This window comes from Streptomyces malaysiensis subsp. malaysiensis, from assembly GCF_040653035.1.
GTDB lineage: Bacteria > Actinomycetota > Actinomycetes > Streptomycetales > Streptomycetaceae > Streptomyces > Streptomyces malaysiensis.
The window spans coordinates 58,891-81,258 of sequence record NZ_JBEZNG010000009.1; the positions used below are offsets into that span (position 1 = coordinate 58,891).

General features: G+C 71.0%; 21 protein-coding genes. 16 read left to right on the forward strand and 5 right to left on the reverse strand.

Annotated features, from left to right (window positions below; genetic code table 11):
- Positions 1 to 45: 45 nt before the first annotated feature.
- The gene (locus AB0E24_RS19920; RefSeq protein WP_102937653.1) at positions 46 to 750 is read left to right on the forward strand and encodes a TetR family transcriptional regulator; all 705 of its coding nucleotides are present in this window, start codon (positions 46 to 48) and stop codon (positions 748 to 750) included.
- A 105-nt stretch (positions 751 to 855) separates the two neighbouring features.
- Here AB0E24_RS19920 and AB0E24_RS19925 read toward each other — a convergent pair whose 3' ends face one another.
- Positions 856 to 2,028, reverse strand: coding sequence for a lipase family protein (locus AB0E24_RS19925; RefSeq protein WP_359378603.1), 1,173 nt, complete (start codon positions 2,026 to 2,028; stop codon positions 856 to 858).
- A 99-nt stretch (positions 2,029 to 2,127) separates the two neighbouring features.
- Positions 2,128 to 3,222: an AraC family transcriptional regulator gene (locus tag AB0E24_RS19930; protein WP_079258537.1), complete on the reverse strand. Its 1,095-nt coding sequence runs from the start codon at positions 3,220 to 3,222 to the stop codon at positions 2,128 to 2,130.
- Between the two features lie 153 nt (positions 3,223 to 3,375).
- Between AB0E24_RS19930 and AB0E24_RS19935 the strand changes: the two genes are divergently transcribed.
- Positions 3,376 to 3,822 (forward strand): cupin domain-containing protein, encoded by a 447-nt coding sequence (locus tag AB0E24_RS19935; protein WP_093700974.1) that lies wholly within the window; start codon positions 3,376 to 3,378, stop codon positions 3,820 to 3,822.
- Positions 3,823 to 3,945: 123 nt separating this feature from the next.
- Here the strand turns inward: AB0E24_RS19935 and AB0E24_RS19940 are convergent, their stop codons facing one another.
- Positions 3,946 to 4,149 carry a cold-shock protein gene (locus AB0E24_RS19940; RefSeq protein ID WP_014178671.1) on the reverse strand — a complete coding sequence of 68 codons (204 nt, stop codon included), beginning with the start codon at positions 4,147 to 4,149 and terminating at the stop codon, positions 3,946 to 3,948.
- A 303-nt stretch (positions 4,150 to 4,452) separates the two neighbouring features.
- Here AB0E24_RS19940 and AB0E24_RS19945 point away from each other — a divergent pair, with 303 nt between their 5' ends.
- The 6 genes from AB0E24_RS19945 to AB0E24_RS19970 all read left to right on the forward strand — a co-directional run bounded on the left by AB0E24_RS19945 (position 4,453) and on the right by AB0E24_RS19970 (position 11,334).
- On the forward strand, positions 4,453 to 5,364 hold the full coding sequence (locus AB0E24_RS19945) for a menaquinone biosynthetic enzyme MqnA/MqnD family protein (protein ID WP_079258538.1): 912 nt from the start codon (positions 4,453 to 4,455) through the stop codon (positions 5,362 to 5,364).
- 80 nt (positions 5,365 to 5,444) lie between these two features.
- Positions 5,445 to 7,226, forward strand: a complete 1,782-nt coding sequence (locus AB0E24_RS19950) for a serine/threonine-protein kinase (RefSeq protein WP_359378607.1) — start codon at positions 5,445 to 5,447, stop codon at positions 7,224 to 7,226.
- 106 nt (positions 7,227 to 7,332) lie between these two features.
- Positions 7,333 to 8,532: a cyclic dehypoxanthinyl futalosine synthase gene (mqnC, locus tag AB0E24_RS19955; RefSeq protein WP_069865362.1), complete on the forward strand. Its 1,200-nt coding sequence runs from the start codon at positions 7,333 to 7,335 to the stop codon at positions 8,530 to 8,532.
- The gene (locus AB0E24_RS19960) at positions 8,532 to 8,981 is read left to right on the forward strand and encodes an imidazolonepropionase-like domain-containing protein (RefSeq protein WP_257634500.1); all 450 of its coding nucleotides are present in this window, start codon (positions 8,532 to 8,534) and stop codon (positions 8,979 to 8,981) included. The genes mqnC and AB0E24_RS19960 overlap by 1 nt, the downstream gene beginning before the upstream one ends.
- A gap of 117 nt (positions 8,982 to 9,098) precedes the next feature.
- The gene (locus AB0E24_RS19965) at positions 9,099 to 9,791 is read left to right on the forward strand and encodes a demethylmenaquinone methyltransferase (protein ID WP_147967015.1); all 693 of its coding nucleotides are present in this window, start codon (positions 9,099 to 9,101) and stop codon (positions 9,789 to 9,791) included.
- 232 nt (positions 9,792 to 10,023) lie between these two features.
- The gene (locus AB0E24_RS19970) at positions 10,024 to 11,334 is read left to right on the forward strand and encodes a geranylgeranyl reductase family protein (RefSeq protein WP_283885226.1); all 1,311 of its coding nucleotides are present in this window, start codon (positions 10,024 to 10,026) and stop codon (positions 11,332 to 11,334) included.
- A gap of 166 nt (positions 11,335 to 11,500) precedes the next feature.
- On the opposite strand, the gene AB0E24_RS19975 is transcribed toward AB0E24_RS19970, so the two are convergent.
- Positions 11,501 to 12,283: a VOC family protein gene (locus AB0E24_RS19975; protein ID WP_069865358.1), complete on the reverse strand. Its 783-nt coding sequence runs from the start codon at positions 12,281 to 12,283 to the stop codon at positions 11,501 to 11,503.
- A gap of 269 nt (positions 12,284 to 12,552) precedes the next feature.
- On the opposite strand from AB0E24_RS19975, the gene AB0E24_RS19980 reads away from it, so the two are divergent.
- A complete protein-coding gene (locus tag AB0E24_RS19980; protein ID WP_069865356.1) occupies positions 12,553 to 12,972 on the forward strand; it encodes a CBS domain-containing protein in 420 nt (139 codons plus the stop codon).
- 146 nt (positions 12,973 to 13,118) lie between these two features.
- On the opposite strand, the gene AB0E24_RS19985 is transcribed toward AB0E24_RS19980, so the two are convergent.
- Positions 13,119 to 13,943: a C40 family peptidase gene (locus AB0E24_RS19985; RefSeq protein ID WP_079258541.1), complete on the reverse strand. Its 825-nt coding sequence runs from the start codon at positions 13,941 to 13,943 to the stop codon at positions 13,119 to 13,121.
- A gap of 689 nt (positions 13,944 to 14,632) precedes the next feature.
- Here AB0E24_RS19985 and AB0E24_RS19990 point away from each other — a divergent pair.
- The 7 genes from AB0E24_RS19990 to AB0E24_RS20020 are packed head-to-tail and all read left to right on the forward strand — an operon-like array spanning position 14,633 to position 22,358.
- The gene (locus AB0E24_RS19990) at positions 14,633 to 14,992 is read left to right on the forward strand and encodes an NADH-quinone oxidoreductase subunit A (protein WP_069865353.1); all 360 of its coding nucleotides are present in this window, start codon (positions 14,633 to 14,635) and stop codon (positions 14,990 to 14,992) included.
- Positions 14,993 to 15,025: 33 nt separating this feature from the next.
- Entirely contained in the window at positions 15,026 to 15,580 is a 555-nt protein-coding gene (locus AB0E24_RS19995) for a NuoB/complex I 20 kDa subunit family protein (protein ID WP_069865351.1), read from the forward strand.
- The gene (locus tag AB0E24_RS20000; protein ID WP_069865349.1) at positions 15,577 to 16,326 is read left to right on the forward strand and encodes an NADH-quinone oxidoreductase subunit C; all 750 of its coding nucleotides are present in this window, start codon (positions 15,577 to 15,579) and stop codon (positions 16,324 to 16,326) included. The genes AB0E24_RS19995 and AB0E24_RS20000 overlap by 4 nt, the downstream gene beginning before the upstream one ends.
- Complete coding sequence (locus AB0E24_RS20005) at positions 16,326 to 17,660, forward strand: NADH-quinone oxidoreductase subunit D (protein ID WP_069865347.1); 1,335 nt, start codon at positions 16,326 to 16,328, stop codon at positions 17,658 to 17,660. Before AB0E24_RS20000 ends, AB0E24_RS20005 begins: the two co-directional genes overlap by 1 nt.
- A 20-nt stretch (positions 17,661 to 17,680) precedes the next feature.
- Entirely contained in the window at positions 17,681 to 18,490 is an 810-nt protein-coding gene (gene nuoE, locus AB0E24_RS20010; RefSeq protein WP_069865654.1) for an NADH-quinone oxidoreductase subunit NuoE, read from the forward strand.
- Positions 18,490 to 19,872: an NADH-quinone oxidoreductase subunit NuoF gene (gene nuoF, locus AB0E24_RS20015; RefSeq protein WP_099014526.1), complete on the forward strand. Its 1,383-nt coding sequence runs from the start codon at positions 18,490 to 18,492 to the stop codon at positions 19,870 to 19,872. Before nuoE ends, nuoF begins: the two co-directional genes overlap by 1 nt.
- Complete coding sequence (locus tag AB0E24_RS20020) at positions 19,869 to 22,358, forward strand: NADH-quinone oxidoreductase subunit G (RefSeq protein ID WP_359378617.1); 2,490 nt, start codon at positions 19,869 to 19,871, stop codon at positions 22,356 to 22,358. The genes nuoF and AB0E24_RS20020 overlap by 4 nt, the downstream gene beginning before the upstream one ends.
- The last annotated feature ends 10 nt before the right edge of the window (positions 22,359 to 22,368 follow it).

A 22,368-nucleotide genomic window follows, 5' to 3' on the forward strand; every position in this document is an offset into this window, starting at 1 on the left:
GTGGCAAGAGCGCTGACAGTGGTCCCACGTAGGCTTATCCGCGGTATGTGTGCGGGGGCACGATCGAAGGGGGCGGCCTGCGTGGGCGGGGCGACGCGGAACAAGCGCGTACCACGGGCGGTGCGGGAGCAGCAGATGCTGGACGCGGGGGTGCGGGCCTTCGCACGCAGCGGCTATCGGAACGCCTCCATGGACGACATCGCCGAGCTGGCCGGGGTCTCCAAACCGCTGGTCTATCTCTATCTCAACTCCAAGGAAGACCTGTTCACGGCGTGCATACGGCGGGAGGCCGCGGCGCTGGTGACCGCGGTGCGCGCGGCCGTGGAGCGGGACGCGCCCGCCGACCGGCAGTTGTGGAGCGGGCTGAGCGGCTTCTTCGCCCATACGGCCGAACACCCCGACGGATGGACGCTGTTGCATGTGCAGGCCCGTACGCATGGGCAGCCCTACGCACGCGAAGTGGCCGCGATGCGCACGGAGATCGTGGAGTTCGTGACCCAGCTGATAGCCGCGGCGGCGCGGGAGCACGCCCGCGAGGCGGCGCGCGCCCGGACCCTCGCGGGCACCGAGGTGTCCGGGCTCGCGCATGCGCTCGTGGGCGCGGCCGAGTCGCTCGCGGACTGGGCGGGGGACGGCAGGGCGGGCGCCCCCTCGGCCAAGGAGGCCGCGGCCACCCTGATGAACTTCGCCTGGGCCGGGCTGGGGAACCTGCTCCAGGGGCGGGGCTGGGCGCCCGAGCGAATCGGCTGACGTGCGGGTCGAACGGCTCGCGTGCTGATCGAAGGGCTCACGCGGGCGGATCGGTTGACGCAGGCTGATCGGCTGACAGGCAGTCGGCGTCGCGCCAGGCAGGCGTCAGGCCCCGCAGTCGCCCCGCGTCGGCTCGTCCGCCAGCCGTCCGGCCATCCAGTCCAGGGCCGTCGGCATCCCGGTCAGCGCCGTGGTGACGTGGTCGAGCGGATAGTCCTGCCACTCCACCGGTACGCCCCGGGCGCACCAGCGGTCACGCAGCGCCTCGCCGACCCGGTACGGGATCAGCTCGTCGAGCCTGCCCTGGTAGAGGTAGACGGGGTGGTCGACGGAGCGGGTGCCCAAGAGGGAGGCGTGCAGCGCGAGTTGCCAGACCGGGTCGGCCAGTGGGTCCCTTACGGTCACCTCGGACCTGTGCTGGAAGAGCCCGGCGATGGTGCTGAGGGACACGCAGTTCCGCTTCATGAAGTCCACATAGCCGCGTCCCCGGTCGTTGAGGTACGAGTCGAGCCGCAGCGCGGGGAAGGCCGAGTCCTGTCCGGCGAGCGCCATCAGGGCGAGCCCGGCGCCCGCGCCGCCGTCGTTGTAGTCGAACGTCGTGGGGAGGTCGGCGGGCACGCCCCCGGCGACCGTGCCTCTTACCCGCAGCTCGGGGGCGTAGGAGGGGTGGAGTTCGGCGGCCCAGCCGGCCGCCTGGCCGCCCTGGGAGTAGCCCATGATGCCCACGGGCGCGTCCGGTGAGAGCCCGGCCTCCGGAAGGCGCTGGGCGGCGCGCGCCGCGTCCAGGACGGCCTGGCCCTCGGACCGGCCGACCGTATAGGTGTGGTCGTCCGGCGTGCCCAGGCCCTCGTAGTCGGTGACGGCCACCGCCCAGCCACGGCGCAGCGCGAGGTCGATCAGCTGGGCCTCGCTCGAGGTGCCCTGCGGGAACCGGCCGGACACCGCGCAGCCGTCGGCGAGGCCGACGGCGCCGATGCCCCAGGCGATGAGCGGCCGCGGGCCCTTCGTGCCGTCGTCGGGGACGACGACCGTGCCGGAGACGACGTCGGGACGGCCGGTGGCGGTGGTCGAGCGGTAGGTGATGTGCCATGCCCTGGTGGCGGTCGGCACACCGGGCGGGGTCCGGAAGGCGGTGGGGGCGGAGGTGACGATGTCGCCGGGTCTGCCGGTGTCCGCGGCCGGGGTGTCCGACGAGGCCGCGGCGGCCGGGGCGGCGGGTGACGCCGAGGCCAGGGTCAGTACGGCGAGGGCGGCGAGCACGGTGGTGCGGATACGCATACGGCTCTCCCAACGGTGCGGGCGGTGCGCTCCGGCGGTGCCGGGTCGCTGTGGGAGGACCGTAGGGACGGCCGGGGTGTCTGTGGCTGACCGCGGCGCTCAGATTTGCTGACTCCACGTCTCATGTCGGTATGCGCCCGGGGTTGTCCCGGTCCAGCGCCGGAACGCCCGGTGGAACGCGGTGTCCTCGGAGAAGCCCAGCCGTACGGCCAGGTCGGCGATGGGTTCGGCCCCTTCGGCCAGGCTGCTGACCGCCTCATCGCGCCGTACGGCGTCCTTGAGCCGCTGGAAGGACGTGCCCTCCGCGCTCAGCCGCCGCCGCAGCGTCGCCGGGCTGACCGCCAGCCGGGCGGCGACCTCGGGAAGCTCCGGGAGCCGCGCGGTGCGCCGGGCGCGCGGGCCGTCGGCCGGGCCGCCGCGTGTCCGCAGCGCCCCGGTGAGCGCGTGCCGCACCTGTTCCGCGACGGTCGTCGTTCCGTACTCGCCGCGGCTGAGCAGCCCGGCGGGCGCGTACCGCAGCAGAGTCTGGAGCGTGGCCTCGTCCTGGACGACGGGGGCGGTCAGCCAGCGACGGTCGAATCCGGCGGCGGTGCGCGGTGCGCCGAAGCGGGGCGGGCAGCCGAAGAGCGGCTCGTAGTCCTCGGCGTACGGCGGCGGGGGATACGCGAACTGCGCCCACAGCAGCGGGATCCGGCGCCCGATCAGCCAGCCCGCGAGCCGGTGCCAGATGAGCATGAGCCACTCGGCGACGATATGGCCCTCGGCCGCCGTAAGGCCGCCTTCATGCGGGCCCAGCCCGCCGCGCAGGGCGAACACCGCCTCCCGGCCCGGGCTCGCGCCGCGCTCCAGGGCCAGATTGGGCCCGCCGGGGAAGAGCCGGTAGAAGCGGGCCCCGCGCTCCACCGCCGTGCCGAGGTCGGGGCAGCCCAGCGAGGCGTAGCACATCATCGCGAAGGTGCCGGGCCGGCTGCGGATGGTCCCCAGCCCCAGGAACTCGTCCCGCGTGACCCGGTGCAGGGCGCGCACCAGCCGGGCGAACTGCTCGGGGGAGACACGGGCGCGGTCGTCGGCGAGCAACAGCGGGGGTATCCGGGCCCGTTGGAGCAGGGGGACGGTGTCGAGGCCGAGCCGCTGCGCACCGCGCAGCGCGGCCCGTACATGGTGCACCGTCACCGTTCGCCGCCCGCGCCCCATGGTCAGAACCGTAGCCCGGGCGGGCACGTCTCGTCAGCGGTGCGTCGCCGGGCCCCTACGGTCCGTGAGCGCCTTACGGGGCGCTTTTCGGGACGCCTCACGGGCTATCCTCGACGGGCCCGGACCGATGTGTGAGAGCGGTGAGTGAGGGACATGACCACGACCCGACGGCCCGCGACGGCCGAATGGCTCGGCCTCGAACCCCATCCGGAAGGCGGCTGGTACCGGGAGACCTGGCGCAGCGATGTCACGGTGCGGCCGCCGGGGTACGACGGCGAGCGCGCGACGGCCACGGCGATCTACTTCCTGCTGACTCCCGGTGAGGAGTCCCGCTGGCATGTGGTGCGTTCGGCCGAGTTGTGGCTGTGGCACAGCGGTGGCCCGCTGCGGCTGCGGCTCGGCGGTACGGGCGACGCTCCGGAGGCGGCCCCCACGGATGTGGTCCTGGGTCCCGATATCGCCTCCGGTCAGCGCCCCCAGGTCGTCATCCCGCCGGGCACCTGGCAAGCGGCTCGTCCGGCGGCGGACGAGGAGGTCCTGGTGAGCTGTGTGGTCGCCCCGGGCTTCGACTTCGCCGACTTCCGGCTGCTGGAGGACTGACCGTCCCCGTGGCGCGGGCCCGAAGGGCGGAAAAGGTGGGAAAGACAGAAAGGGGCATGGAAAGGCAGGAGCCCCGCCTCCCCGCCGGGCGGGGAGCAGGGCTCCTTGGGTGGTGCTGCTGGATCAGGCGGCGCTGACGTTCTCCGCCTGCGGGCCCTTCGGGCCCTGGGTGACGTCAAAGGTCACGGCCTGGTTCTCCTCGAGAGAACGGAAGCCGCTCGCGTTGATCGCGGAGTAGTGAACGAAGACATCGGGGCCGCCGCCGTCCTGGGCGATGAAGCCGAAGCCCTTCTCGGCGTTGAACCACTTGACGGTTCCGGTAGCCATAAGCCCTCCTTGGGCCAAAGGGTTGCCCTGCTCCAGAACCTGCAAGAAGTCTGAAAACTACAAAAGCCTGCGGTTACATGCTCCGCAGGCTCTGTACTGCAAGGAAACCAAACTGCAACTTGCGGCGAGCTTAGCACGCTCCGTGTGCGAGAGGAAAGAGCCGAAGATCACGAAAACGAGGGGTTTCCCTGGCCTGCGAGATGGATAAGATCGCAGGTCGAGCAGGTGTCGGCCGGTCAGCCCCAAGGCTACCCGGCCACCCCGCCGCCATTCCCGGGGCCGAGCGGAGCTAGCCTCCGAGACGTGGACAATTCACCGAGTTCCCCCTCGCGGAGTACACAGGGCGCCTCCGAAAGCAGCAGACCGCCCGTCGGCCATCGGCTCAGCCGGCCAAAAGTGGGGCACATCCAGTACCTCAATTGCATGCCGTTGTACTGGGGCCTCGCCAGGACCGGATCGCTTCTGGATTTCGAGCTCACCAAGGCGTCTCCCGACGCCCTGAACGACCTCCTGGTCCGTGGCGATCTCGACATCGGCCCGATCAGCCTGGTGGAGTATCTGCGCAATGCCGACGATCTCGTCGCACTTCCCGACATCGCGGTGGGCTGCGACGGGCCCGTGATGTCCTGCGTGATCGTCTCGCAGCTGCCGCTGGAGCAGCTGGACGGGGCGCGCGTCGCACTCGGTTCCGCCTCGCGCACTTCCGTACGCCTGGCCCAGCTGCTGCTCGCCGAGCGGTACGGCCTCACTCCCGACTACTACACCTGTCCGCCCGACCTCAGCCTGATGATGCAGGAGGCCGAGGCGGCGGTGCTGATCGGAGATGCCGCGCTGCGGGCCAATCTCCATGACGCGCCCCGGCTGGGGCTGCGCGTCCACGACCTCGGGCAGATGTGGAAGGAGTGGACCGGGCTCCCCTTCGTCTTCGCGGTGTGGGCGGCCCGCCGTGAGTATCTGGAGCGGGAGCCGGAGATCGTCCGGGGGGTGCACGAGGCGTTTCTGTCCTCGCGGAATCTCTCCCTGGAGGAGGTCGGCAAGGTCGCCGAGCAGGCGGCGCGTTGGGAGCAGCTCGAGGCGTCGGTGCTGGAGCGCTACTTCACCACCCTCGACTTCAGCCTCGGCACGGCGCAGCTGGCCGGCATCGCCGAGTTCGCCCGCCGTACGGGGCCGACGACCGGATACCCGGCGGACGTCCATGTCGAGCTGCTGACCTGACCTTTCGGGGGTCACGGGCCTGCGGTAGACGGCCGAACACCGCCTAAGCTGGACCGGCGCACGGAGGGGGAGGCAACGCGATGGAGCCGCTGGGACCGGACGATCCACAGATCATGGGCGCCTACCGGCTGCTCGGACGGCTCGGTTCGGGCGGTATGGGCCGGGTCTTTGTGGGGCGCAGCGCGGGCGGGCGCACGGTCGCGGTGAAGGTGGTGCACGCCCATTTCGCGCTGGACGAGGAATTCCGCGCCCGCTTCCGGCGCGAGGTCGACGCCGCGCGCCGGGTCGGCGGCGCCTTCACCGCACCGGTTCTGGACGCCGACCCGGAGGCGCGCATTCCGTGGGTGGCCACCGGCTATGTGGCGGGCCCGCCGCTCAACCAGGCGGTGTCCGACGAGGGGCCGCTGCCCGAGCCGTCGGTGCGGGCTCTGGGTGCGGGGCTCGCCGAGGCGCTGGCCGCGGTGCACGCCCTCGGCCTGGTCCACCGCGACGTCAAACCGTCCAATGTGCTGCTGGCGCTCGACGGTCCGCGTCTGATCGACTTCGGCATCGCCCGGGCCACCGAGGGCACGGTGTCGCTGACTTCGACCGGCGCCTCCATCGGCTCGCCCGGCTATATGGCGCCCGAGCAGATCCTGGGCGAGGGCGTCGAGGGCGCGGCCGATGTCTTCTCCCTGGGCGCGGTGCTGGCGTACGCGGCGACCGGCGAACCGCCGTTCCCTGGCGACACCTCGGCCGCGCTGCTCTACAAGGTGGTGCACGACGAGCCCCGGTTCGGCCCCGAGCTGACCGGAGAGCTGCGCGATCTGGTGGCCGCGTGCCTCGCCAAGAACCCGGCCGACCGCCCCACCCCCGAGCAGATCGTGCGGCGGCTCGCCCCGGAGGACGGCGCCTCGGGGCTCGCACGGCCGGGCTGGCTGCCGGGGGCGGTGGTCGAGCGGGTGAGCCGGCAGGTGGTGGAGCTGCTCGACCTGGAGGCGGAGGCCGTGGCCCCGCCGTCCGCGGCGGAACCCTCCGATGCCGGGCCGCCGGCCACACAGCCGCCCGCCTTGCCGTTCGACGCCGGGCCGCGCGCCGAGGACCGTCCGACCCCGCCGCCTTCCTTGGCCCCGACCACGCCGCCCGCCTCGGCCCCGACCCCGCCGCCCGCCCCGGGCTCGGCCGCGCCCGTGCTGGGCGCCTTCGGCCCGCCCGACCCGTCGTACGTCGGCGGGCCGCCCGCGAAGGATCGGCCCGTCGGCCATCCGCTCCCCTCCCCGTCGGCGCCGGAGCCGGGCGGCCGCGGTGTCTCGCTCTCGGCCGCCGTCGGCGGTAAGAAGCGTCCCAGGGCGCTGAGCTGCACGCTGGTGCTGTCCGTCGCGGGCGCGCTGGCCGTGGCGACGACGGCTGCCGTGCTCTTCAAGGTGCTGCCCGGCGACTCCGGCGACAGCAAGGACCAGAGCGCCGGGAAGCCCCACCCGTCCGCCACCGAACAGAACCCGGGAGACGGAGACGCCGATTCCGGAAGCGGTGCCGTGCCCAAGCCGTTCCTCGGCACCTGGCAGGGCGATCTGACCTCCGACTCCGGCATTCCGGTGGGCACGCTCACCATCACTTTCCGGCAGGGGCGCACCGGCCAGGACGTGGCCAGCGGCCGGGTCAAGCTGTCCGTGCTGCGCTGCGACAGCACCTGGAAGCTGGTCTCGGCGGCCCCTAAGGAGCTCCACCTCGACGCGCGTCTCAAGGGCTCCGAGCCCCAGCAGGGGTGCAGCGACGCCTCGACGGACGAGCAGTTCACCCTCACTTCCGACGGGACGCTCAGCTACCAGGCGAAGGACAAGGCGGCGGGCGACCCCACGGGCACTTTGCGCAAGCTCAAGTGAGCGTGGAGGGCGGGTACGGATGTGCCCGACACGTACTCGTACAGGCGTACAGGCCGTGGCGTACTCTGGCCCGGTCCATCCATAAACCTCCGAAAGGTACGCCCCGGTGACCGCAAACGCAGAGGTGCAGGCAGTCCTCGACCGCGCCGCCGACGGTGGTCGGATCACCCCTCAAGAGGCGCTCGACCTTTACCGCTCGGCTCCGCTGCACGCGCTGGGGGCCGCGGCCGACGCGGTGCGGCGCCGTCGCTACGCGGGCACCGAGCACATCGCGACGTACATCATCGAACGGAATATCAACTACACCAACGTCTGCGTGACGGCGTGCAAGTTCTGCGCCTTCTACGCCCCGCCGAAGGACACGGCGAAGGGCTGGACCCGCGATCTCGACGACATCCTGCGGCGCTGCGCGGAGACCGTCGAGCTCGGCGGCACACAGATCATGTTCCAGGGCGGCCACCACCCGGACTACGGTGTGGAGTACTACGAGAAGCACTTCGCGGCGATCAAGAAGGCGTTCCCGCAGCTGGTGATCCACTCGCTGGGGGCGTCCGAGGTCGAGCACATGGCGCGGATCTCGGGCGTCCCGGCCGAGGAGGCCATCCGCCGTATCCACGCGGCCGGTCTCGACTCCTTCGCTGGCGCGGGCGCCGAGCTGCTGCCCGAGCGGCCGCGCAAGGCCATCGCGCCGCTGAAGGAGTCCGGTGAGCGCTGGCTGGAGATCATGGAGATCGCCCATAACCTCGGCGTGGAGTCCACCACCACCATGCTGATGGGCACCGGCGAGACCAACGCCGAGCGGATCGAGCACCTCCGCATGATCCGCGATGTGCAGGACCGTACGGGCGGCTTCCGCGCCTTCATCCCGTATACCTACCAGCCCGAGAACAACCATCTGAAGGGCCGTACGCAGGCGACCGTCTTCGAATACCTGCGGATGATCGCCATCGCCCGGCTGTTCCTCGACAACGTGGCCCATATCCAGGGTTCCTGGCTGACCGTCGGCAAGGAGGCCGGTCAGCTGGCCCTGCACTACGGGGCGGACGACCTCGGCTCGGTGATGCTGGAGGAGAACGTGGTCTCCTCGGCCGGCGCCCGCCACCGCTCCAACCGGATGGAGCTGCTCCACCTCATCCGCGCCGCCGGCCGGGTCCCCGCGCAGCGCGCGACGACGTACGAGCACCTGCTGGTGCACGACGACCCGGCGAACGACCCGGTCGACGACCACGTCGTCTCGCATCTGTCCTCCACCGCGATCGACGGGGGCACGGCCCACCCCGAGCTGACGGTGATCCAGGCGTCCTGATGCTCACGCTCCACGCGGCGCCCGTCGTCCGGCGCACCCCCGGCGACGCGGCGCCGCTGCACGACGCAGCCGTCGCGGTCGACGGCGACCGCATCGCGGCCATCGGTCCCTTGGAGGAGCTGCGGCGGACCTATCCACGGGCCCGGGTGCGGGAGTGGCCCGGGGAGCTCGGCCCGGCCCTTGTCCACGAGGGCCCGGTGCCGGACGCGCCCAGCCCGCGGGAGCGGATCCACGCCCTGCTGCGGCGGGGCGCGACCGCCGTCCTCACGCGCCACCTCGACGACGCCGAGCTGCGCGCGGCCGCCCACCGGGGCGGCATCGCCGTCCTGGACCGGCCGCGGCCGCCCGCCCTCGCCCCGGCGGGCCGTGCGGACCTGGCCGTCTTCGACGCGGACGGCGAGTGCCTGGCCACGGTGGTGGCGGGGCGGCTGGTGCACCGGCGCCGCTGAGGGACCGGCGGCCGAGGCACCGGCCACCGAAGCACCGGCACGGCTCGGGCACGGCGCCGCCGCGGCGCGGCGGGCCCCGCGCGGGGGCCCGGGGCGACGAGGTGAACAATGGGGGGCGTGAGCCGAGCATCCCTGGACAAGCAGCCGCATGAAGTCGCCGCCATGTTCGACGGCGTGGCGGCCAAATACGACCTCACCAACGATGTGCTGTCGCTCGGGCTGACCCGGCTGTGGCGCAAGGAGGTCGCCCGGGCCGTGGCCGCGCGCCCCGGCGAGCGGGTGCTCGACCTCGCCGCCGGTACGGGGACGTCCTCGCTGCCCTTCCTGGCGGCGGGCGCGTACGTGGTGCCGTGCGACTTCTCGCTCGGGATGCTCCGCGAGGGCAAGCGGCGCCATCCGCGGCTGCCGCTGACGGCGGGCGACGCCACCCGGCTGCCCTTCGCGGACGGGGTCTTCGACGCCGTCACGATCTCCTTCGGGCTGCGCAACGTCCAGGACACGCAAGGGGCGCTGGGCGAGATGCTGCGGGTGACCCGGCCCGGCGGACGCATCGTCATCTGCGAGTTCAGCCACCCCACATGGGAGCCGTTCCGCACGGTCTACACCGAGTATCTGATGCGCGCGCTGCCGCCGATCGCGACGTCGGTCAGCAGCAACCCGGACGCGTATGTCTACCTCGCCGAGTCCATCCGCGCCTGGCCGGACCAGCCCGGTCTCGCCGCCCGGCTGCGGTCGGCCGGCTGGGAGCGCCCGGCCTGGCGCGATCTCACCAGCGGTGTGGTGGCCCTCCACCGGGCGTACAAGCCATAGGGCGGCCGGTGCCGGTACGGGCGCGTAGGGCGGTCGGCACGAGCCGTAAGAAGCGGGCCGTGCCGACCGTAAGGCGGCCGTGCGAACCGTAAGGCGGCCATGGGCGGTTCTCCGGGCGGGCCGCGGGGGACGGCCCTTCGCGAGTGCCCGGGTCCCGGCCCCCATAGACTCTGCACATGTCCAGTGACCGGTGCGACCGGCACGCTGTTACCGAGGCTTGGGGAGACCCCGCGTGAGCGAGACCGCACCCACCGAGAGCGCGTCCTCCGGGATCTCGGAGCGCAGCGCCGATGTGATCGTCGTCGGCGCCGGGCCGGCCGGCTCCGCCACCGCGTACTACCTCGCCAAGGCGGGGCTGGATGTGCTGCTGCTGGAGAAGACGGCCTTTCCGCGCGAGAAGGTGTGCGGTGACGGACTGACCCCGCGCGCCACCAAGCAGCTCGTGTCCATGGGCATCGACATCTCCGAGGAGGCGGGCTGGCTGCGCAACCGCGGCCTGCGGATCATCGCCGGCGGAGTGCGGCTGCAACTCGACTGGCCGGACCTGGCCGCGTACCCCGACTACGGCCTGGTCCGTAAGCGCGACGACTTCGACGAGCAGCTGGCGCGGCAGGCGCAGAAGGCCGGGGCGCGGCTGTACGAGCGCTGCAATGTGGGCGCGCCGATCATCGACGAGCGCACCGGCCGGATCACCGGGGTCGAGGCGAAGCTGGGTGAGGAGAGGACGCCCGTCACCTTCCACGCGCCCCTGGTGGTCGCCGCCGACGGCAACTCCACCCGGCTCTCGCTCGCCATGGGGCTGCACCGGCGCGAGGACCGCCCGATGGGCGTGGCCGTGCGGACGTACTTCACCTCGCCCCGCCATGACGACGACTACCTGGAGTCCTGGCTGGAGTTGTGGGACCGGCGCGGCGCGGAGGACCGGCTGCTGCCCGGCTACGGCTGGGTCTTCGGCATGGGCGACGGTACGAGCAATGTGGGCCTGGGCGTCCTCAACACCTCGTCCTCCTTCAAGGAGCTCGACTGGCGTGAGGTCCTCAAGGCGTGGTGCGCCTCGATGCCGGAGGACTGGGGCTACACCCCGGAGAACATGACCGGCCCGATCCGCGGCGCCGCCCTCCCGATGGCCTTCAACCGGCAGCCGCACTACACCCGCGGGCTGCTGCTCGTCGGGGACGCGGGCGGCATGGTCAACCCGTTCAACGGCGAGGGCATCGCCTACGCGATGGAATCCGGGCAGATCGCCGCGGACGTGATCGTCCAGGCCCATGCCCGCGCCACCGCCCCCCAGCGCGAACTGGCCCTCCAGCGCTACCCGAAGGTCCTCAAGGACACCTACGGCGGCTACTACACGCTGGGCCGGGCGTTCGTGAAGCTGATCGGCAATCCGACGGTCATGAAGCTGGCGGCGCAGCGCGGGCTGACGCATCCGATGCTGATGCGGTTCACCCTCAAGCTGCTGGCGAATCTGACGGATCCGACCGGCGGCGACGCGATGGACCGCATCATCAACGGCCTGACAAAGGTGACCCCGCGCGCCTGACGATCGCCGTAAGGGACTCGGCTCGACCGAAGGGCGGCCGGCGCCCCGAAGGGGCGCGGGGAACTGCGCGCCCAGCCACAACGGCGCCGCAGCCGCCCGACAACGCATCGCGGCACAGACGTATCGCGGCACACACGCATCGCGGCACGTCCAGCGAGCGCAGCGCTTACGCCCCCGGGCCGCCGCTCGCTATGACGCCGAACGGCGCCCGGACCGTATCCGTCAGCCAGGCCATCCGGCCGATCCCCTCGGCCGACATGGCCGGCATCAGCACCGAGCCGCCCAGGTCCTGCCCCTTGGCCACCACCGCGTCGCAGTCCGCCACCTCGAAATACGGCAGCCACTGCGGCGGCGTCGAATGCCCCTCCTGGAGCTGGGCGACGCCGCCGAAGGAGCCCTCCCGGCCGGCGCCGGAGGTCATCAGCATCGTGTACGTCCCGCCGGGGAAGGGCATTTCCTCGGCGTCCCAGCCGAAGACCTTGCGGTAGAAGGCCAGGTCCGTGGCGGGGTCGGGGGAGTGCAGCTCGGTCCAGCACAGGGTGCCCGGGTCGTTGACCGCGTCCAGCCCCGCCGTCCTGCCGGGCTGCCAGACGGCGAAGCGGGCCCCGCCGGGATCGGTGAACTGGGCCATCCGCCCTTCCTCGAAGACGTCGAACGGGGCGAGCCGCACCGTGCCGCCCGCCTGGTCCACGGTCCGGGCGGTCGCCTCGGCGTCACGGGTGTGGAAATACGGCGTCCAGGCGGGCCGTGCGCCCTCCTCGGTGAGTGGCCCGACGGCGGCGACGGTTCTGCGGTCCAGGGTGAAGAAGCCGTACCCGCCCGCTTCGGGGCCGGCCGACTCGAAGTGCCAGCCCATCAGGGAGCCGTAGAAGGCCACGGCCGCTTCGGTGTCGGAGGCGCCAAGATCGAGCCAGTTGGGGGCGCCGGGGACGTAATCGGTGGTGAGCATGGGCGCTCCTTCGACGGTCGGGCGCGAAGGCACACGGAGTCCTGCCGGAGATTGCCTCGTTCTGCAATTGCCTGCTTCTGTGCGGGAATGCCTCGTTACTCAGTCTGGCACCGGGCACCGACAGCCGCCGCCGGGCTCGACATGACGTCGCCGTGGGGCGGTGGTGACAATGAAGGCGGGGGCGCCGTGCGCGTCAGCCGCGGCGACGCCGGATCGATGGGGCTCACGGGGCCGGATCCACCGCCGGTGGGCCTGGCAGGAGGTACGCCATGACGAAGGCAGCGGACATCATGCACCCGGGCGCGCAGTGGGTGTCGGAGCACGAGACGGTACTGCGCGCCTCCCAGCTGATGCGGGACCTGGGCGTGGGGGCCCTGCCGGTCAGCGACGCCAATGAGCGGCTGTGCGGCATCGTCACCGACCGGGACATCGTCGTCGGATGCATCGCGGAGAGCGCCGACCCGTCCGGGACACCCGTCGGGGCGCTCACCAAGGGCACCCCGCGCTGGATTCCCGCGGAGGCCGATGTCAGTGACGTCCTGCGGGAGATGGAGGAGCACAGGATCCGCAGGCTGCCGGTGATCGACCAGAACAAGCGACTGGTCGGAATGATCTCCGAGGCGGATCTGGCCCATCACCTCAGCGACGACCTCCTCGGCGAGTTCCTGGAGAAGGTCTACGCACAGTAGGGACGTGAGGCCGCCGTCCACGGCGGAACGGCGGCCTCACGCCTACAAGGACGCACAAGGGGCCCGACAGGGGACGCGCGAGCCGTACAGGGCGCGTGAGCGCCTTACGGAGCGCATGAGCGCCTTATGGATCGCGCGAACGCGCCTTACAGGACGCGCACGGCCCCGGTGGGCATGTCGTAGTCCAGCGAGCGCTCGACGATCCCGGTGCTCGGGTTCTGGGCGCCGATGAACTTGCCGCCACCGACGTAGACGCCGACGTGGTAGGCGCTGCCGGCGCTGCCCCAGTAGAGCAGGTCGCCCGGCTGGAGGGAGTCCAGCGAGACCGGGGTGCCGGTGGTGGACTGGTCCTGGGAGACCCGCGGCAGGCTCACGCCGATCTGCTTGAAGGCGGCCTGGGTCAGCCCGGAGCAGTCGTAGGAGGACGGACCGCTGGAGCCGAGCACATACGCCTTGCCCAGCTGTGCCTTCAGGAAGCTGATCAGCGTCGCGGCATTGCCGGTGGCGTTGCTGACACTGGCGGTGGAGAGCGTGGTGCGCTCGGCCGAGCGCGACGCCTTCGCCGCCTGGGCCTTGGCCTCGGCCGCGCGCTTGGCGGCCGCCTTACGGGCCGCCTCCCGGGCTTCCTGGGCTTCCTTCGCCTTGCGGTCGGCCTCCGCCTTGGCCTTCTTGGCGGCGGTCTTCGCGTGGGCGGCCGCTTGGTCCTGCTGCGCCTGGAGCTCGTAGTCCGACGCGGCCTGCTGTGTGGCGTCGGCGGTCTGGGCGGCCGTGCTCGCCAGCGTGGCGCTGACGGTCGGCATCTCCAGGGTGGACTCGGCGGGAGCGGCGTTGGACTCGGCGGCGGAGGCGGGCACCGCGGCACCGGCCACCGCGAGGGTGAGGAAGCCACCGGTCACCCCTGCGCGGAGAGCACGCGTCGACGCGGCTTGGCGGGGCTTCCGGTGGCTGGGTATGTGTGCGACTGGGGACATAGGTCACTGGCTACCAGGGCCCTAAGGCCCAGATCAACAAAAGTGGGGTGCGCCACATTTGGCGTGCACACGTCCAAAAACCGGGCCAAATGATCTTCCTGGGCCATCCGGCCGCCATGCCCGAATTTCTCGATCATGTCTCTACGCACGGCATTTGAGGGCCATGCGGTGACTGTGGGCGGCCTAGCATCGATGCGGCCCGTGTACAAAGGGTTCCCGTGAAATCTAGATCCACAACCCGTCCGGGCGTGGGATACCTCACTCGCCCCGAGCCGCTCGTGAACGCGTGCGCGAGCCGGTGATCAATTGGCGCCCGGGACCAAGGTCACTCATGGGGATGGCGGACTCTTATCAGCTGACGCCGCCCATAGCAAATTTGCATGTATGTACCATGTCTTGGTAGGCGCGCAACGCGCTCACCTGTGATGACGTCTTCGAATGTCACTTCTCGTGGTCGTTCGGATGCTTCATGTACAAGATCACCGCTCATCCGACTTCATGATCCTTCGTCAGGTGGTGGAGATCACAAAGACGTTGTCGTACCCCGTGTCGCAGATCACAGACCGACGGGCATAAGATGCAGGCGAAACGGCTTGTGAACTGCCTCACATGTGCGCGATCTTCGTGGGGCGGCGGCATGTCCGTGCGGTCCGCCAAGCAGTCATCGTCGACTGAAGGGAGCGAGGACGGTGAACGCATACGCGCCCATCCTCGTACTGGGAGCCCTCGGGGCTGGTTTTGCGATCTTCTCGGTTCTGATGGCCGCGATCATCGGCCCCAGGCGCTACAACCGGGCCAAGCTCGAAGCCTATGAGTGCGGCATCGAGCCGACTCCGCATCCGGCCGGCGGTGGGCGCTTCCCCATCAAGTACTACCTGACGGCGATGCTCTTCATCGTCTTCGACATCGAGATCGTCTTCCTCTACCCCTGGGCGGTCACCTTCGACGCCCTCGGCCTGTTCGGGCTCGTGGAGATGCTCCTCTTCGTGCTCACCGTCTTCGTCGCCTATGCGTACGTATGGCGGCGCGGTGGCCTGGAGTGGGACTAAAAGGGGCTCTAGAGGAGATAGGGGAAACATCGCATGGGTATCGAAGAGAAGCTCCCGAGTGGGTTCTTGCTCACCACCGTGGAAGAGGCCGCCGGGCTGGCCCGTAAGTCCTCCGTCTTTCCGGCCACCTTCGGGCTGGCCTGCTGCGCCATCGAAATGATGACCACCGGTGCGGGGCGCTACGACCTCGCGCGCTTCGGCATGGAGGTCTTCCGCGGCTCGCCCCGCCAGGCCGATCTGATGATCGTTGCCGGGCGCGTCAGCCAGAAGATGGCCCCGGTGCTGCGCCAGGTCTACGACCAGATGCCGAACCCGAAGTGGGTCATCTCCATGGGCGTCTGCGCATCCTCCGGAGGGATGTTCAACAACTACGCGATCGTGCAGGGCGTCGATCACATCGTCCCGGTCGACATCTATCTGCCCGGCTGTCCGCCGCGCCCCGAGATGCTCATGGACTCGATCCTCAAGCTGCATCAGAAGATCCGCGAGGAGAAGCTCGGCGTCAATCGCGAGCGCGCGGCCCGTGAGGCGGAGGAGGCGGCGCTGAAGGCGTTGCCGATGATCGAGATGAAGGGGCTGCTCCGGTGAGTGATAACGGGGCCAACGGGGCCAACGGGGTCAACCCCGACAAGGACCTCAATGCCGAGAACCTCCCCGGCCGCCGCGGCGACCAGGGCGAGCCCATCCGCGTCCAGCGCGGGATGTTCGGCGCCAACAACGGCGGCGACACCACCGGCTACGGCGGTCTGGTGCGCCCCGTACGGCTGCCCGGCCAGGCCACCCGGCCGTACGGGGGCTGGTTCGACGAGGTCGCCGACGAACTCGAGGGCGCGCTCGAGGAGCAGTCGCTGCTCCCGGAGAACGCGATCGAGAAGACCGTCGTGGACCGCGGTGAGCTGACCTTCCACATCGCCCGCGAGCACCTGCCGCGGGTCGCCCGGACCCTGCGCGACGACCCGGCGCTCCGCTTCGAGCTGTGCACCGGCGTCAGCGGAGTGCACTTCCCCGGCGACAAGGGCCGTGAGCTGCACGCCGTCTACCATCTGCGGTCGATCACCCATGGCCGGGTGCTCCGGCTGGAGGTGAGCGCTCCGGATGACGACCCGCACATCCCGTCGATCGTCGATGTCTATCCGACCAACGACTGGCATGAGCGCGAGACCTACGACTTCTTCGGCCTGATCTTCGACGGCCATCCCGCGCTGACGCGGATCATGATGCCCGACGACTGGCAGGGCTTCCCGCAACGCAAGGACTACCCGCTCGGCGGCATCCCCGTCGAGTACAAGGGCGCCCAGATCCCGGCTCCGGACCAGCGGAGGTCGTACAGCTGATGACTGCCCCCCACGCAACGCCCTCGGCGTCCGCGCGCGAGACGACCGAAGGCACCGTCTACACCGTCACCGGCGGCGACTGGGACGAGGTCGTGGCCGCCGCGGCGAAGGCCGACGACGAGCGGATCATCGTCAACATGGGTCCGCAGCACCCCTCCACCCACGGGGTGCTCCGGCTGATCCTGGAGATCGACGGCGAGACGGTCACCGAGGCCCGCTGCGGAATCGGCTATCTGCACACCGGAATCGAGAAGAACCTCGAATTCCGGAACTGGACGCAGGGCACCACCTTCGTGACGCGCATGGACTATCTGACGCCGTTCTACAACGAGGCGGCGTACTGCCTGGGCGTCGAGAAGCTGCTCGGTATCGAGGACCAGGTCCCGGACCGGGCCTCGGTGATCCGGGTGCTGCTGATGGAGCTCAACCGGCTCTCCTCGCATCTGGTGGCCATCGCCACCGGCGGTATGGAGCTCGGCGCGACCACCATCATGATCTACGGCTTCCGCGACCGCGAGCTGATCCTGGACATCTTCGAGCTGATCACCGGCCTGCGGATGAACCACGCGTACGTCCGGCCCGGCGGGCTCGCCCAGGATCTGCCGCCCGGGGCGGTCGACCAGATCCGGGCCGTGCTCAAGACCATGCGCAAGAACCTGCCCGAGTACGACAAGCTGGCCACCGGGAACCCGATCTTCAAGGCCCGGCTCCAGGACGTGGGCTACCTCGACCTCGCCGGCTGTATGGCGCTCGGTGTGACCGGCCCGATACTGCGGGCCACCGGGCTGCCGCACGATCTGCGCAAAACCGATCCGTACTGCGGCTATGACACCTATGACTTCGAGGTGCCGACCGCCGACACCTGCGATGCCTACGGCCGCTTCCTGATCCGGCTGGAGGAGATGCGCCAGTCGCTGCGGATCGTCGAGCAGTGCCTGGAGCGGCTGGAGCCGGGTCCGGTGATGGTCGCGGACAAGAAGATCGCCTGGCCCGCGCAGCTCGCGCTCGGCCCGGACGGCCTCGGCAACTCCCTGGATCACATCAAGAACATCATGGGCACCTCGATGGAAGCCCTGATCCACCACTTCAAGCTGGTGACCGAGGGATTCCGGGTCCCGCCGGGACAGGTGTACGCGGCGATCGAGTCGCCCAAGGGTGAACTGGGCGCCCATGTGGTCAGCGACGGCGGCACCCGCCCGTATCGCGTCCACTTCCGCGACCCGTCCTTCACCAATCTGCAAGCCGTGGCGGCGATGTGCGAGGGCGGTCAGGTCGCCGATGTGATCGTCGCTGTCGCGTCCATCGACCCCGTGATGGGAGGAGTGGACCGGTGAGTGCCGAAGTGCAGCTGGGGATGCCGGAGCTGCCGGCGTCCGACTACCCGGCCGAGGTGCGCACCCGGCTCGAGGAGGACGCCCGGGAGGTGATCGCCCGCTACCCGGACAGCCGCAGCGCGCTGCTGCCGCTGCTGCATCTGGTGCAGTCCGAGGAGGGCCATGTCACCCGTACCGGGATGCGGTTCTGCGCCGAGATGCTGGGCCTGACCACCGCCGAGGTCACCGCCGTCGCGACCTTCTACACGATGTACCGGCGCAAGCCCTCCGGCGACTACCAGGTGGGGGTGTGCACCAACACCCTGTGCGCGGTGATGGGCGGCGACGCGATCTTCGAGGAGCTCCAGAGCCATCTGGGGGTGGGCAACGGGGAGACCACCGAGGACGGCAAGGTCACCCTGGAGCACATCGAGTGCAACGCGGCCTGCGACTTCGCGCCCGTGGTGATGGTCAACTGGGAGTTCTTCGACAACCAGACCGTCGAGTCCGCCAAGCGGCTGGTCGACGAGTTGCGGGCGGGCCGGACCGTCGAGCCGACCCGGGGCGCGCCGCTGTGCACCTACAAGGAGACCGCCCGCATCCTGGCCGGCTTCCCCGACGCCCGTCCGGGCGCCGTCGAGGCCGGTGGCTCCGCGGGGCCCGCCTCGCTGGTCGGGCTGCGGCTGGCCAAGGGGGAGACCGCGCCCGGCCGGGTCGTCTCGCCGAGGTCCGCGGACGCTCCGCAGGACGAGGCGCCGCCGACGCATCCCAGCTCGCATGACGCGCCGCAGCGGACCTCCGCCTCCGATCCGCATCACCCGGCCGGTCCGGTCGCCGAGGAGGGGGAGTGATGACCGTGACAACCGAGATCAATGGGCACAGCCCCGAGAAGCTGCTGGCACCCGTGCTCTCCGCGTTCTGGGACCAGCCCAACTCCTGGGCCCTGCGCACCTATCTGCGGCACGAGGGCTACGAGGGCATGCGCAAGGCCCTCGCCATGGACCCCGACGCGGTGATCGCGCTGGTGAAGGACGCGGGTCTGCGCGGACGCGGCGGCGCCGGCTTCCCCACCGGAATGAAGTGGCAGTTCATTCCGCAGGGCGATGGCAAACCGCACTATCTCGTCGTCAACGCGGATGAGTCGGAACCGGGCACCTGCAAGGACATCCCCCTTCTCTACGCCAATCCGCACGCCCTCATCGAGGGCATGGTCATCGCCTGTCACGCCATCCGCTCCGAACACGCCTTCATCTATCTGCGCGGCGAGGTCGTCCCCGTGCTGCGGCGGCTGCACGAGGCCGTTCGCGAGGCGTACGACGCGGGCTACCTCGGCACGGCGGAACGGCGACGGCAGAAGCTGGGGGTGGATGGACTTCCGGGTCTCGACATCACCGTGCACGCCGGCGCCGGCGCGTACATCTGCGGTGAAGAGACGGCGCTGCTGGACTCGTTGGAGGGACGCCGTGGCCAGCCCCGGCTGCGGCCTCCCTTCCCCGCGGTCGCCGGTCTGTACGCCTGCCCCACTGTTGTCAACAACGTCGAGTCCATCGCCTCTGTTCCCGCGATCCTCAACAAGGGCAAGGAATGGTTCCGATCGATGGGCAGCGAGAAGTCCCCGGGCTTCACGCTCTACTCGCTGTCCGGCCATGTGACCAACCCCGGACAGTACGAGGGCCCGCTGGGGATCACCCTGCGCCAGCTGCTCGAGATGAGCGGCGGGATGCGCCCCGGCCACCGGCTGAAGTTCTGGACCCCGGGCGGCTCGTCCACCCCGCTGCTCACCGATGAGCACCTCGACGTCCCGCTGGACTACGAGGGCGTGGGCGCGGCCGGGTCGATGCTGGGCACCAAGGCGCTCCAGTGCTTCGACGAGACCACCTGCGTGGTGCGGGCCGTGACCCGCTGGACCGAGTTCTACGCGCATGAGTCCTGCGGCAAGTGCACACCCTGCCGCGAGGGCACCTACTGGCTGGTCCAGCTGTTGCGCGACATCGAAGCCGGTAAGGGGCGCATGGACGACCTCGACAAGCTGGCGGACATCGCCGACAACATCAACGGCAAGTCCTTCTGCGCCCTCGGCGACGGGGCGGCCAGCCCCATCGTCTCCTCGCTCAAGTACTTCCGCGAGGAGTACGAGCAGCACATCACCGGCGGAGGCTGTCCGTTCGACCCGGCCAAATCCACCGCCTGGGCCGACGAGCCGCGCTCCACTCACCTGGGGGTGAACGCATGACCGTGACCACCAACGCACCCTCGTCGGGCGGGGAGGCGGCGGTGCCGCGAGAAGATCTGGTCTCCGTCACCATCGACGGGATCGAGATCTCCGTCCCCAAGGGGACGCTGGTCATCCGCGCCGCCGAACTGCTCGGCATCGAGATCCCGCGGTTCTGCGACCATCCGCTCCTCGACCCGGCCGGCGCCTGCCGCCAGTGCATCGTCGAGGTGGAGGGCCAGCGCAAGCCGATGGCCTCCTGCACCATCACCTGCACCGACGGGATGGTGGTCAAGACGCAGCTCACCTCGCCGGTGGCCGAGAAGGCACAGCGCGGGGTGATGGAGCTGCTGCTGATCAACCACCCGCTGGACTGCCCGGTCTGCGACAAGGGCGGTGAGTGCCCGCTCCAGAACCAGGCGATGAGCGCCGGACAGGCCGACAGCCGGTTCGAGGGCCAGAAGCGGACGTTCGCCAAGCCGGTCCCGATCTCGGCCCAGGTGCTGCTGGACCGCGAGCGCTGTGTGCTGTGCGCGCGCTGCACCCGCTTCTCCAACCAGATCGCGGGCGACCCGATGATCGAGCTGCTGGAGCGGGGCGCGCTCCAGCAGGTGGGCACCGGTGAGGGCGACCCGTTCGAGTCGTACTTCTCCGGCAACACCATCCAGATCTGCCCGGTGGGCGCCCTGACCTCGGCGGCGTACCGCTTCCGCTCCCGCCCCTTCGACCTGGTCTCCTCGCCGAGCGTGTGCGAGCACTGCGCGGGCGGCTGCGCGACCCGCACCGACCACCGGCGCGGCAAGGTCATGCGGCGGATGGCCGCGGACGACCCCGAGGTCAACGAGGAGTGGATCTGCGACAAGGGCCGCTTCGGCTTCCGCTACGCACAGCTCCCGGAGCGGCTCAGTACCCCGCTGGTGCGCGACCGCGAGTCCGGGAAGCTGGAGCCGGCGAGCTGGCCCGAGGCGCTGGACGCGGCGGCCGAGGGGCTCGGGATGGCGCGCGGCCGCACCGGAGTGCTCACCGGCGGCCGGCTGACCGTCGAGGACGCCTACGCCTACGCGAAGTTCGCACGGCTGGTCCTGGACACCAACGACATCGACTTCCGGGCCCGTACGCACAGCGACGAGGAGGCCGACTTCCTGGCCACCCATATCGCGGGCCGGGGCCGTGACCTGGACGGCGGCGGACTCACCTACTCCACGCTGGAGAAGGCCCCGGCCGTGCTGCTGGTCGGCTTCGAGTCCGAGGAGGAGTCGCCCGGTGTCTTCCTGCGGCTGCGCAAGGCGCACCGCAAGCACGGACAGCGCACCTTCTCACTGGCCACCCACGAGACCCGCGGCCTCCGTAAGGCGGGCGGCACGCTGCTGCCGGCCGCTCCGGGCACCGAGACCGAGTGGCTGGACGCCATCGCGGGCCGCACCGGTCTGGACGAGAGCGGGGAGCGGGCCGCCGAGGCGCTGCGCGAAGAGGGCGCGGTGATCATCGTGGGCGAGCGGCTGGCGTCCGTGGCCGGCGGCCTGACCGCCGCCGTACGGGCCGCCGCCGCCACCGGGGCCACGCTCGCCTGGATTCCGCGCCGGGCGGGGGAGCGGGGCGCGATCGAGGCGGGGGCGCTGCCCGGGCTGCTGCCCGGCGGCCGCCCGGCCCACGACCCGAGGGCCCGCGAGGAGGTCTCCTCCGTCTGGGGCACTGCCGACCTTCCGCACCAGGTGGGCCGGGACACCGGCCAGATCATCGAGGCCGCGGCGGTCGGCGGGCTCGGCGCGCTGCTGGTCGCGGGCGTCGAGGTCGCCGATCTGCCCGATCCGGCGCGCGCGCTTGAGGCCCTGGACGCGGTGGACTTCGTGGTGAGCCTGGAGCAGCGGCCCTCGGAGGTCACCGAGCGGGCCGATGTGGTGCTGCCGGTCGCGGCGGCCGTCGAGAAGTCCGGCACCTTCCTCAACTGGGAGGGACGGGCCCGGCCGTTCGAGGCGGCGCTCAAGCCCGACCAGATGACCCGCCGTCATACGCTTCCGGACGCCCGGGTGCTGCACATGCTGGCCGACGCGCTGGAGACCCCCCTGGACCTGCCGGACGTCGGGGCCGTACGCGCCGAGATGACCCGGCTGGGCACCTGGCAGGGCCCGCGCGCCACGGCCTCGCTGGAGACGGGCGGTCCGCTGCCCCGGCCGGCCGAGGGCGAGGCGGTGCTCGCCGGCCATCGGCTGCTGCTCGACCAGGGCCGGCTCCAGGACGGCGATCCGGCGCTGGCGGGGACCCGCCACGCGGCCGTGGCCCGGCTGTCGGCCGCCACGGCGGACGAGGCGGGGGTCGAGGACGGGCAGCTCGTCCAGGTCACCGGCCCGGCCGGCTCCGTCCAACTGCCGCTGAGCATCACCCCGATGCCCGACCGGGTGGTCTGGCTGCCGCTGGCCTCCGTCGGCGGCGGGGTCCACCGCGATCTGGGCGCCCGCCCCGGCGATGTCGTCACGATCACTGCCCCCGCGACGGAGGTGACCCAGTGAGGTTTCTCGC